This window comes from Streptomyces smaragdinus, assembly GCF_009604385.1.
GTDB lineage: Bacteria > Actinomycetota > Actinomycetes > Streptomycetales > Streptomycetaceae > Streptomyces > Streptomyces smaragdinus.
Genome location: NZ_WEGJ01000010.1, coordinates 62850 through 78649, shown reverse-complemented (window position 1 = coordinate 78649; position 15800 = coordinate 62850). Strand labels below are relative to the sequence as shown.

Annotated in this window: 15 protein-coding genes; 8 read left to right on the top strand and 7 right to left on the bottom strand. The window is 73.3% G+C overall.

Going from position 1 to position 15800, the window contains the following annotated elements; genetic code table 11:
• The first annotated feature begins 1 nt into the window (after position 1).
• A complete protein-coding gene (locus SRB5_RS15875; RefSeq protein WP_153452628.1) occupies positions 2 to 871 on the top strand; it encodes an aldo/keto reductase in 870 nt (289 codons plus the stop codon).
• 29 nt (positions 872 to 900) lie between these two features.
• On the opposite strand, the gene SRB5_RS15870 is transcribed toward SRB5_RS15875, so the two are convergent.
• Positions 901 to 1695 carry a DUF3027 domain-containing protein gene (locus SRB5_RS15870; protein WP_153452627.1) on the bottom strand — a complete coding sequence of 265 codons (795 nt, stop codon included), beginning with the start codon at positions 1693 to 1695 and terminating at the stop codon, positions 901 to 903.
• A 302-nt stretch (positions 1696 to 1997) separates the two neighbouring features.
• On the opposite strand from SRB5_RS15870, the gene SRB5_RS15865 reads away from it, so the two are divergent.
• Genes SRB5_RS15865 through SRB5_RS15850 form a run of 4 tightly spaced genes read left to right on the top strand, consistent with a single transcriptional unit; the run spans position 1998 to position 5448 of the window.
• The gene (locus tag SRB5_RS15865; RefSeq protein WP_153452712.1) at positions 1998 to 3335 is read left to right on the top strand and encodes an MFS transporter; all 1338 of its coding nucleotides are present in this window, start codon (positions 1998 to 2000) and stop codon (positions 3333 to 3335) included.
• Between the two features lie 26 nt (positions 3336 to 3361).
• Entirely contained in the window at positions 3362 to 3856 is a 495-nt protein-coding gene (locus tag SRB5_RS15860) for a DUF2771 domain-containing protein (RefSeq protein ID WP_153452626.1), read from the top strand.
• 9 nt (positions 3857 to 3865) lie between these two features.
• Entirely contained in the window at positions 3866 to 4600 is a 735-nt protein-coding gene (locus tag SRB5_RS15855; RefSeq protein WP_323377977.1) for a futalosine hydrolase, read from the top strand.
• The gene (locus SRB5_RS15850; RefSeq protein WP_407703923.1) at positions 4597 to 5448 is read left to right on the top strand and encodes a 1,4-dihydroxy-6-naphthoate synthase; all 852 of its coding nucleotides are present in this window, start codon (positions 4597 to 4599) and stop codon (positions 5446 to 5448) included. Before SRB5_RS15855 ends, SRB5_RS15850 begins: the two co-directional genes overlap by 4 nt.
• Positions 5449 to 5452: 4 nt before the next feature.
• Here the strand turns inward: SRB5_RS15850 and SRB5_RS37505 are convergent, their stop codons facing one another.
• Entirely contained in the window at positions 5453 to 5836 is a 384-nt protein-coding gene (locus tag SRB5_RS37505; protein ID WP_153452624.1) for a cold-shock protein, read from the bottom strand.
• 141 nt (positions 5837 to 5977) lie between these two features.
• Here SRB5_RS37505 and SRB5_RS15840 point away from each other — a divergent pair, with 141 nt between their 5' ends.
• Positions 5978 to 6208 (top strand): hypothetical protein, encoded by a 231-nt coding sequence (locus tag SRB5_RS15840; protein ID WP_323377976.1) that lies wholly within the window; start codon positions 5978 to 5980, stop codon positions 6206 to 6208.
• A 1-nt stretch (position 6209) separates the two neighbouring features.
• On the opposite strand, the gene SRB5_RS15835 is transcribed toward SRB5_RS15840, so the two are convergent.
• Together SRB5_RS15835 and SRB5_RS15830 are read right to left on the bottom strand one after the other, a co-directional pair.
• A complete protein-coding gene (locus SRB5_RS15835) occupies positions 6210 to 6788 on the bottom strand; it encodes an HAD family hydrolase (RefSeq protein WP_153452710.1) in 579 nt (192 codons plus the stop codon).
• A gap of 57 nt (positions 6789 to 6845) precedes the next feature.
• Positions 6846 to 7862 (bottom strand): hypothetical protein, encoded by a 1017-nt coding sequence (locus tag SRB5_RS15830; protein ID WP_323377975.1) that lies wholly within the window; start codon positions 7860 to 7862, stop codon positions 6846 to 6848.
• A gap of 169 nt (positions 7863 to 8031) precedes the next feature.
• Between SRB5_RS15830 and SRB5_RS15825 the strand changes: the two genes are divergently transcribed.
• A complete protein-coding gene (locus SRB5_RS15825) occupies positions 8032 to 11100 on the top strand; it encodes a sacsin N-terminal ATP-binding-like domain-containing protein (protein WP_228390080.1) in 3069 nt (1022 codons plus the stop codon).
• 140 nt (positions 11101 to 11240) lie between these two features.
• Complete coding sequence (locus tag SRB5_RS15820) at positions 11241 to 12101, top strand: calcium-binding protein (RefSeq protein WP_153452623.1); 861 nt, start codon at positions 11241 to 11243, stop codon at positions 12099 to 12101.
• Between the two features lie 46 nt (positions 12102 to 12147).
• On the opposite strand, the gene SRB5_RS15815 is transcribed toward SRB5_RS15820, so the two are convergent.
• From SRB5_RS15815 to SRB5_RS15805, 3 genes are read right to left on the bottom strand one after another with little or no spacing between them, the layout of a single operon-like run.
• Positions 12148 to 12978, bottom strand: coding sequence for a GNAT family N-acetyltransferase (locus SRB5_RS15815; protein WP_153452622.1), 831 nt, complete (start codon positions 12976 to 12978; stop codon positions 12148 to 12150).
• Positions 12979 to 13000: 22 nt separating this feature from the next.
• Complete coding sequence (locus SRB5_RS15810; protein WP_153452621.1) at positions 13001 to 15418, bottom strand: HAD-IC family P-type ATPase; 2418 nt, start codon at positions 15416 to 15418, stop codon at positions 13001 to 13003.
• A 57-nt stretch (positions 15419 to 15475) separates the two neighbouring features.
• Positions 15476 to 15739, bottom strand: a complete 264-nt coding sequence (locus tag SRB5_RS15805) for a DUF2530 domain-containing protein (protein ID WP_153452620.1) — start codon at positions 15737 to 15739, stop codon at positions 15476 to 15478.
• Positions 15740 to 15800: the final 61 nt, after the last annotated feature.

Below are 15800 nucleotides of genomic sequence, written 5' to 3'. Positions count from 1 at the left end.
CATGACCACACCTGCGGCAGCGGCCGGCACCTGGACCCTCGGCGATCTCACCGTCAACCGGATGGGCTTCGGGGCGATGCGCCTCACCCACACGGCGGATGGCACCCCGCTCGACCGGGACCGGGCGATCGGCGTGCTGCGGAAGGCCGTTGAGCTGGGCGTGAACCATGTGGACACCGCCGCCTTCTACTTCTCCGGCCCCCGGTCGGCGAACGAGCTGATCGCGCGGGCGCTGCACCCGTACAAGGACGTCGTCGTCACGACGAAGGTAGGGCCGGGGAAGGACCCGGCGGGGAACTGGCTCGGGATGGCCCGGCCCGATCAGCTGCGGGGGCAGGTCGAGGAGAACCTGCGGCAGTTGGGGCGGGATCACCTCGATGTGGTGAACCTGCGGCTGTACCGGCCGGGGGAGTCCCTGGCCGAGCACTTCGGGGTGCTGGCCGGGCTGCGGACGGCGGGGCTGATCCGGCATCTGGGGATCTCCAACGTCCGCGCGGAGCGGCTGGCGGAGGCGCGGGGGATCGCTCCCGTGGTGTGCGTGCAGAACCGCTACGGGGTGGGGGCGCCGGCCGAGGAGCGGGCGGTGCTCGACCTCTGCGGGCGGCACGGGGTCGCGTTCGTGCCCTTCTTCGCCGTCGCCGGGGAGGGGCGCGAGGGCGGGGTCACGGGCGACGACCACCCGGCGGTACGGGACGTGGCCCGCGCGCGGGGGCTGTCCGAGGCGCAGGTCAGGCTCGCGTGGACGCTCGGCCAGGGGCCGCACGTGCTGGCCATCCCGGGGACGGGGAACCCCGGCCACCTGGCGGAGAACGTCGCGGCGGCGGGGGTGCGGCTGACGGCGGAGGAGACGGCGGCGCTGGACGCCGTGTGATGCCGCTCAGCCCGTACCCGTAAAACCCCCTACAGCGGATCCGCCCCCAGCGAGTCCAGCACCGGCGGCGCCGGCCGCTGGGGCTTGGGCATGACCGCCGCCTCCGAGTGGCCGCCGCAGCCGTAGTCCAGCGCGACGACGCGCCCGTCGGCCGGCGAGAACTCGTTGGCGCAGACCCCGAACGCCTGCCGCAGCGAACCCGCGATCGGCACCAGGAACCCGCAGCTCATGCACGACGCCGGCGCCGCCTGCGCCATCGGGGTCTTGCCCCCGTAGTGCTCCGTCCACCGGTCGGCCGCCGAATGCAGCCCGTACCGCGACAGCACCCGGGGCCGCGCCATCCCGATCTCGTCCGCGACCGCCCCGATCTCCGCCCGCCGGGGCACGGCCTCCGGCTCCGGCTCGGCGATCGCGGGGGCGGCGTTCGGCGGCGGGGCGTCCTCGCCGGAGATCCCCGGCTCCAGCCGCAGGTCCTCGGCCTCCGTCGGCAGCAGATCGCCGGGGCCCAGGTCACCGGGGCGCAGCCGCTCGCTCCACGGCACCCACTCGGGGGCCAGCAGCGCGTCGGTGCCGGGCAGCAGCACCGTCTCGTCGAGGGTGACGACCTTGGCCCGCGAGGCGCGGGCCACCGTCACCGCCCAGCGCCAGCCGCGGTAGCCGGGCAGCGTGCAGGCGAAGAAATGCGTGACGACCCGCTCGCCGTCCGGCTCGGCGACCGCGCCGAGGTGCTCGCCGACCACATCGGGGCCCGCCGTCTCGACGGCCGCGTCCCGCGCCAGATCCACGGCGTCGGCGCAGAGGCGGTCCGGCGTACGGCTTCGCATCGCAGCACTCACAAGAATCGATTCTCTCGGACGTAAAGGGCCGGGCCGTTCGCCGCATCGCCGGGGCCCGGGGCGGAGCGGACCGAGGGGCCGCTACGACGCCACACGCCTGTCGGACGGGCGGACAGCCCTTTCACCCTACCCGCCCGTCAGGGCCCCCGTGTCCTCCGCGGTCCCGTGCAAGGTCACATGTTCGCCCGAAGACGAAGCCTCGATCTTCCGGGTCTCATCCGATATCCCCCGCAGTGCGGCAGTATGGCTGCGTGGTGACGGACAAGACCGGAACGGCCGCCAGTCGCCCCCTGACCCGGATCCGCCAGGCGGGGGAGGCGGTCGGGCATGCCGTGTCGCGTTCCGTGGGCGGCACGGGCCGCCGGATCCGCCGGGCCACGCACGCCCAGGGCGCCGGGGAGTCCGGTCTGGGGCGGCTGATCGAGCTGCACGCGGTGAACGCCGCCGGCGACATGATGATCACCGTCGCGCTGGCGTCCACGGTCTTCTTCTCCGTACCGACGGACGAGGCCCGCGGCCGCGTCGCCCTCTATCTGCTCATCACGATGGCGCCCTTCGCCCTCCTCGCCCCCGTGATCGGCCCGCTGCTGGACCGCGTCCCGCACGGCCGCCGCGCGGCGATCGCGACCACCATGCTGGCCCGCGCCCTGCTCGCCGTGATGATGGCGGGCGCGGTGTCCACGGGGGCGCTGGAGCTGTACCCGGCCGCGCTCGGGGTGCTGGTGTCCTCCAAGGCGTACGGCGTGGTCCGCTCCGCCGTCGTGCCCCGGCTGCTGCCCCGGCGGATCTCCCTGGTCAAGGCGAACTCCCGGGTCACCCTCTCCGGACTGCTGGCCACCGGCGTGGCGGCGCCGGTGGGCGCGATGCTGCACTTCATCGGGCCGGCCTGGCCGCTGTACGGGGCGTTCGTCATCTTCGTCACGGGGATGTTCCTCGCCTTCGCCCTCTCCCACGACGTCGACTCCGCGCGCGGCGAGGGCAAGGCGCAGCTGGCCTCCGGCGGCCGGGGCCCCCTGCACGTACGGCCCAAGCCGGGGCTGCGGACCGTGGGGCCGTCCGTGCTGCACGGGCTGCAGGCCAACGCCACCCTGCGCGCCCTCTCCGGGTTCCTCACCTTCTTCCTCGCCTTCCTGCTGCGCGAGAACCCCCCGGGCGGCCTCACCCCGGAGGTCACGCTGGGCCTCGCGGTCGTCGCGGCGGGCGTGGGCAACGCCATGGGGTCGGTCGTCGGCTCCTGGCTGCGCGCCCGGGGACCGGAGCGGATCATCGCGGTCCTGCTGGGGTTCGCGCTGGCGGCGGCGGTGTGCGCGGCGGTGTTCTTCGGGCTGGTCGCGGTGGTCGCGCTGGCCGCGGTGGCGGGGCTGGCGCAGTCGCTGTGCAAGCTGTCGCTGGACGCGATGATCCAGCGGGACGTGCCGGAGGAGGTGCGGACGTCGGCGTTCGCCCGGTCCGAGACGATCATGCAGCTCGCCTGGTGCGTGGGCGGCGGCATCGGCATCCTGCTGCCGCTGAACGGCACCGTCGGGATGGTCACCGCCGCCTCGCTCGTCGGGCTCGGGGTGCTCGCGACCGTCCGGGGGCTGGTGGTGTCCGCCCGGCGCGGCACGCCGCACCCGCGCGTGGCGTGATCACACCCGGCAGGTAGCCTGCCCCCATGAGCACGTTCACCTCTCGCGGCATGGGCCGCCGCGCCGCCGCCGCCGTCGGTGTCGCCTCTCTCTCCGTGGCCTTCCTCGCCGCCTGCGACAAGCCGACGCCGGTGGCCCAGCTGACGGTCGGCTCCACGACGGTCACGTCCGAGGCGACGTGCTACGAGGACGGGGACACGATTCCGCGGGCCGAGGTCATTCGGTGCCTGTCGGAGAAGAGCGGGAAGTCGATCTCGATGAACGAGCTGGATCAGCTCCGGATCGGGGTTGACTCCGAGGTCGCCGACACCGGGTGGTTCCTGTTCGTCAACGGGCAGCAGCTCTATCCCGAGGCGATCAAGAAGACGTACTTCCAGTGGAAGGGCGAGAACCTGCTGTACGACCAGCAGGCGGGTGGGTTCGCGGACAAGGCCCAGGTGCAGATCGTCCAGGCTGCGCAGGACTCGGAGCAGCTCAAGGACGTCAAGGGGCTGTGGCATTTCACGGTCAAGCGGGACTGACGTCGGGTCGTGACTGCGTCTCGGGTTCTCGTTGTCACTGCGGTGGCTGCTGAGCGGGATGCGGTTGCTGCGCGGTGCGGTTCTTTTGATGTTGTGGCCGTGGGCGTTGGGCCTGCGGCGGCTGCGGCGGGGACGGTCTTGGCGCTCACGGGCGGTGCCGGTTCCGCTGCGGGGGCTGCGCCCCCGGACCCCCTTGTCGGGGCTTCGCCCCTTCCGGCCTCAAACGCCGGCCGGGCTATTGCGGTTCCTTACGATCTCGTGATTTCTGCCGGCATCGGTGGTGGGTTCTCCGGCGTCGTTGACGTCGGAGGGGTCGTCGTTGCTGATGAGATTGTTGCCGCCGACCTCGGGGCCGAGACCGCTGACGGGTTCGCCTCCGTCACCGACCTCGGGTTCGGCACCGTACGGCATCTGCCTCCGCCCGAGCTCGTACGAGCCGTCGCCGATGCCACCGGCGCCGTGCGCGGCAGCGTGCTTACCGTGTCCACCGTCACCGGAAGTGCCGCGCGGGCCTCGGTGTTGCGGAAGGCACACCCCCGGGCCGCCGCCGAGGCCATGGAAGGGTTCGGGGTGGCCGAGGCCGCCGTGCGGCTTGGGGTACCCGTTATTGAGGTGCGGGGCGTGTCCAACCTCGTCGGGCCGCGGGAGCGGGAGACGTGGCGGATCGGGGACGCGCTCGGTGTGCTCGGTGACGCCTTGGGTGCGATGGCACCCGTGATCGACAGATGGAGGGCATCCCTGTGAGCGAGCGGCTCAGCATCGCCTATTCGCCGTGTCCCAACGACACGTTCGTGTTCCACGCCTGGGCCCACGGGCTGGTCCCGGAGGCTCCGGACGTCGACGTGACCTTCGCCGACATCGACATCACCAACGGCATGGCCGAGCGCGGTGAGGGCGACATCCTCAAGGTCTCCTACGCCGTGCTGCCCTACGTCCTCGACGAGTACGCCCTGCTCCCCTGCGGGGGCGCCCTCGGGCGCGGCTGCGGGCCGCTGGTGCTGACGCGCGAGGCGCGTAACCCCGTCGATCTGGCCGGGGCCGTCGTCGCCGTGCCCTCCGAGCGGTCCACCGCCTATCTGCTCTTCCGGCTCTGGGCCGCCGCCGAGGTGCCCGGTGGAGTCGGGGAGATCGTCGTGATGCCGTTCAACGAGATCATGCCCGCCGTCCGGGACGGCAAGGTCGACGCGGGGCTCGTCATCCACGAGGCGCGCTTCACGTACCAGAACTACGGTCTGCACTCCGTCGCCGACATGGGCGAGCACTGGGAGGCCACCACCGGCCTGCCCATCCCCCTCGGCGCCATCATCGCCCGGCGGTCCCTCGGCGAGCCGATGCTGCGCCGGCTGGCGGAGGCGGCGCGGACGTCCGTACGCATGGCCTGGGACGACCCCGAGGCCTCGCACGGGTATGTGATGGAGCACGCCCAGGAGATGGACCGGGCCGTCGCCGACCAGCACATCGGGCTGTACGTCAACGAGTTCACCGCGGACCTCGGCCCCGACGGCTTCGCCGCCGTACGGGGTCTGCTCACGCGAGCGGCGGCGGAGGGCCTTGTCCCGCCGGTGGAGCCCAAGGCCCTCGACCCCGTGTGAGCCGTCAGACGTCCAGCTGGTCCGCGACCGCGCGCAGCATGCCGGCGATCTTCCGGCCGTGCGTCTTCTCGGGATAGCGGCCGCGCTCCAGCTGCTGCGTCACGCTCTCCAGCAGCGTCGTCAGGTCCTGCACGATCGACGCCAGCTCGTCGGGCTTGCGGCGCTGGGCCGCGGCGACCGAGGGGGCGGGCTCCAGCAGGCTGAGGGAGAGGGCCTGGTCCCCGCGCTGGCCGGCGACCACGCCGAACTCGACGCGCTGGCCGGGCTTCAGCGTCTCCACACCGGCGGGGAGCACCGAGGAGTGCACGAAGACGTCGCCGCCGTCGTCGCGGGAGAGGAAGCCGAAGCCCTTCTCGCTGTTGAACCATTTGACCTTGCCAGTCGGCAAAGCACTGTCCCTTCTCGCCCCTGCCCCGCACCCGCGCCGCAGTCTTCCCGGTATCTACCCACTGGCAAGTTATCCCAAAGGCGGGCGGCCGTCACCAGACATCGGAACAGGGGGGTCGTGCCGCTGGCATACCCTGGCAGGGTGAGTACGAAGACCTCTGAAACGAGCGCCGGGGACCGGCTGGTCCGGATCGGCGCGGTCCTCTTCGGCATCGGTGCGATCGGCACACTGGCCACGGTGATACCGCTGTTCACCGGGGCCGATCCGCTGCCGACGGCGGCGTATCTGATCTCCATGCTGATGGGCGTCGGGTTCGCCGTCGCTCTCGTCGGGCTGCTGGCGCAGGCCCGTTCGGCGCGGTCGGCGGAATAGGTCAGCCTCCGGCATATGCCGTGAGCCACCGCGGGAACGCCCGCAGGTCGGGCAGGACGACGTCCGCGCCCTCCGCCCGCAGCTCCGCCTCGTCGCACGGGCCCGTCGGCACGGCCACCGACAGCGCGCCGGCGGCCCGGGCGCCGCGGACGTCGCCGGTGTGGTCGCCGACGTACACCGAGGCGCCCTCCTCGCGCAGCGCCCTGCCCTTGGCCTCCGCCCACAGCCAGCCGATCGTCATGTCGGGCTCGATGCCCAGGTGCGACAGATGGAGGGCGGCGTTCGGCTGGTGCTTCGCCGTGACGACGATCGCCCGGCCCCCGGCGGCCCGTACCGCCTCGACGGCCTCGCGGGCGCCGGGCATGGCCCGCGTCGGCTCGATCGCGTACGTCGGGTAGAGCTCGCGGTAGCGGTCGGCCGTCTCCGGTATCCGCTCCTTCGGGAACCAGTGCGCCAGCTCCTCGTCGAGCGGCGGCCCGAGCCGGGTGACGGCGAGGTCGGCGTCGATGAACACCCCGGTCTCGGCGGCCAGCGCCACATAGGTGGCGTGGATGCCGGGGCGGGAGTCTATGAGCGTCATGTCCAGGTCGAAGCCGACCGTCAGAGGTGTGGTCACCGGGCCATTGTGCCTGGTGGGCTACGACATCCGGCGTCGCGCCCGCCAGAGGAGATACAGCGCGGAAGCTACGGCGGCCACCCGTACCGCCCACGGGAGCGCGTCGCCGACCGCCGTACCGAACGCGTCGTCCTTCAGCGGTTCGCCCCATTTGCCGGCCACCCGGCCGTACAGCCAGACCAGCATCCCCGCGCCGACCGTCGCGGGGAGCCAGAGGGCGACCCACTTGGCCTCGTTGCGCGAGAGGGAGCGGGAGCCGTAGGCGAGCAGCAGGCCGGCGGCCACCGCGAGGGGCTCGCCGAGGATCGCGCCGGCGAGCAGGGCGGCGATCGCCAGGACGGCGAGGGGGCCGGCGGTGCGGAGGAGGGGGAGGAGGGCGGGGGCGCGGGTGGGCTTCTCCGGCTTCTCCTTCTCGTCCTCCGGGGCGGCGGTCTCCGTCTCGGGGGTCGCCGGCCTGTCCTTCTTCTCCGCCTCGTCCGTCCTCGGCTGACGCAGCAGCTCCGGGATCTCGATGCCGCCCGTGAAGCCCGGGACGATGTCGCCCATCGGCCCGCCCGGCGCCGTGAGGCCGCCGCTGCCGAAGGGGCCCGGGTCCACGCGCCACCAGTCGGGGTCCGCCGGGCCCAGCTCGTCCGCGCCCGCCAGATGCGGCGGGGAGGCGCCCGTGGCCGGCGGTGGCGTGGGGACCTCCGCCTCGCGCCGGGGGCGTGGGACCTTGCGTTCGAGGCCCGAACGGGGGCGTGGGAGGCGGGCGGTGAGGCCGGTGGGCTTCGGGGGCTCGGGCGCGACGTCGGGGACGGCGGACGCGGGGTCCTCGACGGCGGCCTCGACGATGTCGCCGGGCGCGCCGAACCGGTCCAGGATGCGGCGGACGGCGGCGGCGGTGGTCGCGCCCTCCTCGGACCGTACCCGGTCGATCCGGGCCCGCAGCTGGGTGACCAGGCGCATCCGGTCTCCGGAGGGCAGCGCGTGCTGCTGGGCGAGGTCGCCGACCTTGCTCAGATAGTCCAGCACCAACTGCTCGGCTTCGATGCCCACGGCGTTCCTACGGGGTCGGATAGTTGGTTCCGTCGTAGGTTATCGCGCGGGGCGGGGGACGATTCGGGGGTTACGGGCCCAGGCCGTCGGGGGCCTGCCCCGCGCGAGGGCTTCGTACCGGGCGGCTAGCCTTCCCTGCGACCGCCCCCACGCGACGCCTGGAGTTCCGATGGCCCTGGACGACCTCTTCCGTACCGGGCGGCTGCGTGCCGCCGCGCTGGACGCCTGGGCCGCTTCCCCCGCGCGGTTCCGGGAGGACGCCAACGCCGAGGAGGACCTGGCGCTCGGCGGCTACCGGGACCGCCTGGTCGTGGAGCTGGCGCAGAACGCCGCCGACGCCGCGGTACGGGCGGGGGCGCCGGGGCGGCTGCGGCTCGTCGTCGACGGCACGCGGCTGATCGCCGCCAACACCGGCGCCCCGCTGGACGAGGCGGGCGTCGAGTCGCTGAGCACCCTGCGCGCGTCGGCCAAGCGGGACGACGAATCGGCGGGCGCCGTGGGCCGGTTCGGCGTCGGGTTCTCCGCCGTGCTGGCGGTGAGCGACGAGCCCTCCGTCGTACGGGCGGACGGCACCGGCGTGCGCTGGTCGCGCACCGAGGCGCGGGCGCTCGTCGACGCCGTACCGGCGCTCGCGCAGGAACTCGCGCGCCGCGCCGGCCACGTCCCCGTCCTCCGCCTCCCCCTCCCCGCGACCGGCGACGTCCCCGACGGCTACGACACCGCCGTGATCCTCCCCTTCCGCGACGCAGACGCCCGCGAGCTGGCGCAGAGGCTCACCGAACGCATCGACGACGCCCTCCTCCTAGCCCTCCCCGGCCTCGCGGAGGTCGTGGTCGAAACCCCCGAAGGCGTGCGCACCCTCACCCGCACGGAGGACGGCGGCTACGTGGTCGTCCACGACGGCGCCGACGCCACCCGCTGGCGCGTCGCCGCCGAGGCCGGCCCGCTGGACGCCGCCCTCCTGCGGGACCGTCCCGTCGAGGAACGCCTGCGCCCCTTCTGGTCGGTGACCTGGGCGGTCCCCGTCGCCCCCGACGGCTCCCCGGCCCGCCCCCGCACCGCCGAGGTGCTGCACGCCCCGACGCCCACCGACGAACCCCTCGGCCTGCCCGCCCTCCTCATCGCCACCCTCCCCCTCGAACCCACCCGCCGCCACGTCGCCCCCGGCCCCCTCACCGACTTCCTGCTGGACCGGGCCGCCGAGACGTACACCGACCTCCTGCGCGACTGGCGCCCCGTCACCACCGGCACCCTCGACCTCGCCCCCGGCCCCCTCGGACGCGGCGAACTCGACGGCGCGCTGCGGGCGCGCATCCTGGAGCGGCTCCCGGAGACCCCGTTCCTGGCGCCCGCCGTGCCCGTCGAGGAGGACGCGTCCGGACTCCGCCCCCGCGACGCCGAACTCGTCGAGGGAGCGGGCGCGCAGACCGTACGCGTCCTCGCCGAGCTCTTCCCCGCCCTCCTTCCCGGCGGCCAGGAACGCCGCCCCGAGCTGCGCACCCTCGGCGTGGCGCGCGTCCCCCTGGGCGAGGCGATCGACCGCCTCGCCGGCGTCGAGCGCGACCCGTCGTGGTGGCGGCGGCTGTACGAGGCGCTGTCCGGCACCGACCCCGACCGCCTCGCCGGCCTCCCCGTCCCCCTCGCCGGGGGCGGGACGGCGATCGGTCCGCGTCAGGTGCTGCTGCCCCAGCCCGGCACGGACGCCGGGCGATTCGCGCGGCTGGGGCTGAAGGTCGCGCATCCCGACGCCGCCCACCCGCTGCTGGAGAAGCTGGGCGCGGCGCCCGCGACCCCGCGCGCCGTGCTGACGACGCCGCAGGTGCGGGCGGCGGTGGCGGCGTCGCTGGACGACGAGGAGTCGTTCTTCGACGACGAGGACACCCCGGGCGCCGAGGAGCTGGCGGAGATCGTCCTGGGCCTCGTCCGCGACGCCGGGCTGGCCCCCGGTGACGAGCCGTGGCTGGCCGCCCTCGCGCTGCCCGACGACGAGGGCGAGCTCGCGCCCGCCGGGGAACTCGTCTTCCCGGGCAGCCCGTTCGAGCAGGTCATCCGCGAGGGCGAACTCGCCGCCTGCGACGCCGAGCTGGCCGACCGCTGGGGTCGGGGCCCGCTGACGGCCGTGGGCGTGCAGGCGGACTTCGCGCTGGTGCGGACGGCCGATGTGGTGCTGGACCCCGACGAGTTCGAGCCGCGCGACTCCGACTACCCCGAGCCCGACGACCCGGGGCTGCTCGACGCCGTGGACGTCTGGTGCGAGGACGTCCTCGACCAGCTCGACGACCCCCCGGTCCCGCCCGTCCTGACGGAGCTCATCGCCGTACGCGACCTCGATCTCGTCGCCGACGACGCCTGGCCGCAGGCCCTCGCCCTGCTCGCCCGCCCGCCCCTGCGCGACGCCCTCACCCAGGTCGCCCGGGTGCTGCTGCCGGACGGGACGACGGCACACGTGCGCCCGTACACCGCGTGGTGGCTGCGCGGGCAGCCGGTGCTCGGCGGGCGGCGCCCGGCGGGGCTGCGGGCGGCAGGCGGGGATCCGCTGCTGGCGGGGCTGTACGAGGCGGCCGACGCGTCCGGCGTGGACGACGAGCAGGTGCTGCGGGCGCTGGGCATCCGGACGTCGACGGCGGCGCTGCTGGAGGAGCCGGGCGGCGCGGCGGAACTGCTGGGCAGGCTGGCGGACCCCGGGCTGGAAGTGGGCGCCGCGCAGCTGCACGGGCTGTACACCCTCCTCGCCGCCCTCGACCCCGAGCAGGTCACGCTCCCCGACGAGCTGCGGGCCGTGGTGGACGGGACGCCGCAGGTGGTGGACGCCGGGGAGGCGCTGGTCGCCGACGCCCCGGACCTGGTGCCGCTGGCCGGGGGCCGCGCGCTGCTGCCGGTACGGCCGGACCGGGCGGGGGAGCTGGCGGAGCTGCTTCAGGTGCGGCGGCTGAGCGAGGCGTACGAGGCGCCGGTGACTTCCGCCGGGGAGGTGCACGAGGTGCCGGAATCGGTACGGATCCTGCTGGGACCGGCGACCCCGGCCACGTACACGGAGCACGACGAGCTGATCGTCGACGGGGTGGAGCTGGACTGGCGCCGGACCCCCGACGGCACGGTGCACGCGGCGACGCTGGAGGGGGTGGCGGCGGCGCTGGCCTGGGCGGCGGGACAGTGGCACCGGCGGTTCGAGACGGCGGCGCTGCTGGAGGACCCGACGCGGACGGCGGAGCTGGAGAGGGCGCGGTGGTTCGACTGAGGGGGTCACTCCGCCAGTAGCGGCATGCCATCGGCCAACTCCCCGCCGTTCACCGGATGTTGGCCGTAAGCGCGTACACAGAGGGCTCACCTGCCCGCCCTTCGTACGCGGGGCGGGTTTCTTCTTCCCTGGGGGGATCCATGCGAAAGACCGCCATCGGCGCTGCCCTGAGCGGCGCCCTGGCACTGAGCGCTCTCGGACTGTCCGCGGCACAGGCGGACACCGGTCCGGAGCGTCACGTGAACACCATGCCGGCGCAGGCCAAGTGGGACGCGGCCGCGCGGAACTCCGTGTCCGCGCTCGCCGCCGACGACACGGTCGTCCAGTCCGTCGTGCTGAACAACGGCAAGGACATCCCGGTGGGGACCACCGGCGTGAAGACGGTGCCGTACACCCTCACCGTCGCGGACGCCGACGGCATCGTCGACGCGCGGGTCAACATCTGGAAGGGCGCTGCCTACGAGGACCCGGACCAGGGGTTCTTCCAGGTCGACGCCGCCAACTGCGTCGCGGTGGACGTCGGCCACTCGAAGTGCACGGGCAGCTTCGACATCCTTACGCAGGACGACCTGTACTACTACCTGTGGAACGGGCTCGCCGGCACCTGGAACGTCGAGGTGGGTGTCCTGGACGGCGCCGGGAACGAGAGCTGGTACGAGAAATTCAGGACCACCAAGGTCCTGCGGACGTCGAAGCTGACGATCGACGCCACGCCGGAGCCGGTCGTCAAGGGACAGACGATCACCCTGGCCGGCACCCTGAGCCGGGCCAGCTGGGACGACTTCAAGTACCACGGTCTGCCGGACCAGTCGGTGCGGGTGGAGACGCGCAAGGCCCCGAGCACCGCGTACACCTCGGTCAAGGGGATCTACTCGAAGACGGCCGGCGCGCTGAGGACCACGGTCACGGCCTCGGTCGACGCGCACTACCGCTTCAACTTCGCGGGCAACCCCACGACGGCGGTGAAGATCACCACCGGTGACTACGTCGGCGTGAAGTAACCGGCACGCGGGGCCGCCGGTGGATCCACCGGCGGCCCCGCTCGGGTCAGTACGCGAAGGTGTACCCGGTGAACTCCGCCAGCGGTACGTAACCCACCCGCCGGTACAGGGCGTTGCTGGTCGGATTCCCGGGATCGGTGTACAGCACGACGTCCGACGCCCCCGCCGCCAGCGCGGCCCCGGTCACGGCGGCCGTCACGGCCCCGGCGTATCCCTGGCCCCGCAGCCCGGCCGGGGTGTACACGGGGTCGACGCGGATCATGCCGCCGACCATCGACGTCGAGCCGGCGAGGGAGACGGGCACCCCGTCCGGGGTCTCCCAGAACGTGAAGTGCTTGTCGGCGAACCGCGACGCCGCCCACGTACCGGCGTTGATCGCCGGCGACTCCCCGACGGCGGTGACGAACGCGTCGCACCACCGCATCAGCTCGCCCCGATCCCGCGCGTCCAGCAGCCGCGCGGCCCCCGCCGGACGCGGCTCCGGCGGGGTGAGCTCCCCGAGCCGGTGCAGCCGTCCGCGCCAGAAACGCTCGTACGACGCACCCGTACGCTCCCGCCAGGCCTCGGAGAAGGCGGAAGCGGTGTCGTGGTCGGCGAGGACGCCGGCCGGCCGGTGACCGAGCCCGTCCAGCCACGCCGCCAGACCGTCCGCCTGCGAGGGCGTCAGGACGCCGAGCGTCAGCCGGTTGTATGTCGGCAGCCAGTAGAAGAACGCCCCGTCCCGCCACCCGAAGCGCGCCGTCGTCCCCTCCGCCCGCAGCTTCTCGAGCGTCGTCAGCTGCGTCGTGTACAGGGCGGGCCGCTCACGCAGCAGCCCTCCCGCGTGAGCGTCGAACTCGGTCAGATCTTCCGTGAGATGCCAGTCATCGGGGCGCATGCCCCCATGATCCCCACCCGGCTCAGTCCGGATACCGCCGGGCCACGACCTTCCACGCGACCTCCAGCAGCACCGCCGCGACCGCCGCGATCGCGGCCGCCGCCCACGGCATGGTCGTACCGACCAGCTGCAGCTCGAAGAAGTGCTGGAGGAACGGCGTGACCAGCACGATCACAAACCCCAGCCCCATCGCCCCGACCAGCAGCACCCGCCACCAGGTGTACGGCCGGGCGATGATCGCCAGCACCCACATGGCGACCAGGAACAGCGTCAGCGTCGCCGCCGACGTCTCCGCGTCCAGCGCGTTCGGCCCCTCGTAATGCACCCGGGCCAGCAGATACGTCGAGAACGTCGCCACCCCGGCGATCAGACCGGCCGGGATCGAGTACTTCATGACCCGCCGGACGAAGTGCGGCTTGGCCCGCTCCCGGTTGGGCGCCAGCGCCAGGAAGAACGCCGGGACGCCGATCGTCAGCGTCGACAGCAGCGTCAGATGCCGCGGCAGGAAGGGGTACGGGACCTGGGTGATCACGACGAGCAGCGCCAGCAGCACCGAGTACACGGTCTTCGTCAGGAACAGCGTCGCGACCCGCTCGATGTTGCCGATGACCCGGCGGCCCTCGGCGACCACCGACGGCAGGGTGGCGAAGCTGTTGTTCAGCAGCACGATCTGCGCCACCGCCCGCGTGGCCTCCGACCCGGAGCCCATGGAGACGCCGATGTCGGCGTCCTTCAGGGCGAGGACGTCGTTGACGCCGTCGCCCGTCATCGCCACGTCGTGGCCGCGGGACTGCAGGGCGGCGACCATGTCGCGCTTCTGCTGCGGGCTGACGCGGCCGAAGACGGTGTTCTCCTCCAGGATCTTCGCCATCTCGTCCCGGTCCGCGGGCAGCGTCCGGGCGTCGACCGTACGGTCCGCGCCCGGCAGCCCGAGCTTGGCGGCGACGGCGCCGACGGACACGGCGTTGTCACCGGAGATGATCTTCGTCTTGACGCGCTCGTCCGCGAAGTACTGCAGCGTGATCGCCGCGTCGGGCCGCAGCCGCTGCTCCAGCACGACCATCGCGGCGGGCTTCAGCCCCTCGCCGACGGCGGGGTCGCTCAGCTCGGTGGCGGCGCGGGCCAGCAGCAGGACGCGCAGGCCCTGGGAGTTGAGGTCGTCGATCAGCGCCAGGTTCGGGTCGCCGTCCGGGAGCAGGACGTCGGGGGCGCCGAGCAGCCAGGCGCTGGACTCGCCGACGGCGTCGTTGAACGCGGCGCCGCTGTACTTGCGGGCGGAGGAGAACGGCAGCGACTCCGTGCAGCGCAGCTGCTCGGTGTCCGGGTACTCGTCGATGATCGCCCGGAGGCTGGCGTTGGGCCGCGGGTCGGACTCGCCGAGTGCCCCCAGCACCCGCTTGACCTCGGCCTCGTCGGCGCCGTCCAGCAGCCTGAGGTCGGTGACGTCCATGCCGCCCTCGGTGAGGGTGCCGGTCTTGTCCAGGCAGACGACGTCGACCCGGGCCAGCCCCTCGATCGCGGGCAGCTCCTGGACGAGGCACTGCTGGCGGCCGAGGCGGATGACGCCGATGGCGAAGGCGACGGAGGTGAGGAGGACCAGGCCCTCGGGGACCATCGGGACGATGCCGGCGACGGTGCGGCGGACGGCCTCGGAGGAGTCCTGGTTGTCGGCCAGCAGCGACGAGAGGATCAGCCCGATCGCGGCGGGGACCATCATGTACGTCACGTACTTGAGGATCTGGCTGATGCCCGTACGCAGCTCGGAGTGCACCAGCGTGAACCGCGACGCCTCCTCCGCCAGCTGCACGGCGTACGCCTCGCGCCCGACCTTCGTCGCGGTGAACGCGCCGCCGCCGGCGACGACGAAGCTGCCGGACAGGATCCGGTCCCCGGGCTTCTTGAGCACCGGGTCGGCCTCGCCCGTGAGCAGTGACTCGTCGACCTCGAAGTTGTCGGCCTCCAGCACCTCGCCGTCCACAACGGCCTTGTCGCCGGGGCCCAGTTCCACCAGGTCGCCCAGGACGATCTCCGAGGCGTGGATCTCCGCCGCGGCCCCGTCGCGGCGGACGGTGGGCTTGACCTCGCCGATCACCGCCAGGCTGTCCAGGGTCTTCTTGGCCCGCAGCTCCTGGAAGATGCCGATCGCCGTGTTGGCGATGATCACGAAGCCGAAGAGGCCGTCCTGGATCGGGCCGACGACCAGGATGACCAGGAAGAGGACGCCGATGATGGCGTTGAAGCGGGTGAAGACGTTGGCGCGGACGATGTCCGCGGTGGAGCGGCTGCTGCGGACGGGGACGTCGTTCACCTCGCCGCGGGCGACACGCTCGGCGACCTGCGCGGTGGTCAGCCCGTCATGGCCGCCGGGCGACGGAGGGGTGCCGCCCGGGGGAGAGGGCTGGTCTCTTTCGTCGACGTCCGTGTCCACCGGCTGCTCCATGAGACAGACCGTACGTGGTCACCGCTGATCGCGCGTGCAAGACCCCCGGGTCCGGGGCTATTCGGCCACCGCGCGGGCGGCCCGGTCGCGGGCGATGGCGGCGTCGCGGCGCTTGACCAGCCAGATGCCGAGGAGGCCGAGGCCGGCGCCCGCCAGACAGGTCCACAGCCACCAGGTGTGCCCGTGGTCGTCGAACCAGCCGTAGAAGGGGAGCTGCACGACGAAGAGGACGGCCCACAGGATCGTGCCGCCCGTGACGACCGCCACAGGGTTGCCCTCGAACGGCTCCGGCGCGGGGTGCTTGGGCGTCCACTTCTGCATGTCATCACTGTACGCGGGGGTCCCGGCGGCCCCTCGGGGGAGCCGTCGGCAGCGAGACGGG

What these genes read in the sequence shown, in the direction of transcription:
- SRB5_RS15810 (WP_153452621.1), bottom strand. Translation starts at nt 15,418, where the DNA reads ATGGAGCAGCCGGTGGACACGGACGTCGACGAAAGAGACCAGCCCTCT.
- SRB5_RS15870 (WP_153452627.1), bottom strand. Translation starts at nt 1,695, where the DNA reads ATGCGAAGCCGTACGCCGGACCGCCTCTGCGCCGACGCCGTGGATCTG.
- SRB5_RS15875 (WP_153452628.1), top strand. Translation starts at nt 2, where the DNA reads ATGACCACACCTGCGGCAGCGGCCGGCACCTGGACCCTCGGCGATCTC.
- SRB5_RS15805 (WP_153452620.1), bottom strand. Translation starts at nt 15,739, where the DNA reads ATGCAGAAGTGGACGCCCAAGCACCCCGCGCCGGAGCCGTTCGAGGGC.
- SRB5_RS15835 (WP_153452710.1), bottom strand. Translation starts at nt 6,788, where the DNA reads ATGACGCTCATAGACTCCCGCCCCGGCATCCACGCCACCTATGTGGCG.
- SRB5_RS15815 (WP_153452622.1), bottom strand. Translation starts at nt 12,978, where the DNA reads ATGCGCCCCGATGACTGGCATCTCACGGAAGATCTGACCGAGTTCGAC.
- SRB5_RS15825 (WP_228390080.1), top strand. Translation starts at nt 8,032, where the DNA reads ATGGCCCTGGACGACCTCTTCCGTACCGGGCGGCTGCGTGCCGCCGCG.
- SRB5_RS15860 (WP_153452626.1), top strand. Translation starts at nt 3,362, where the DNA reads ATGAGCACGTTCACCTCTCGCGGCATGGGCCGCCGCGCCGCCGCCGCC.
- SRB5_RS15820 (WP_153452623.1), top strand. Translation starts at nt 11,241, where the DNA reads ATGCGAAAGACCGCCATCGGCGCTGCCCTGAGCGGCGCCCTGGCACTG.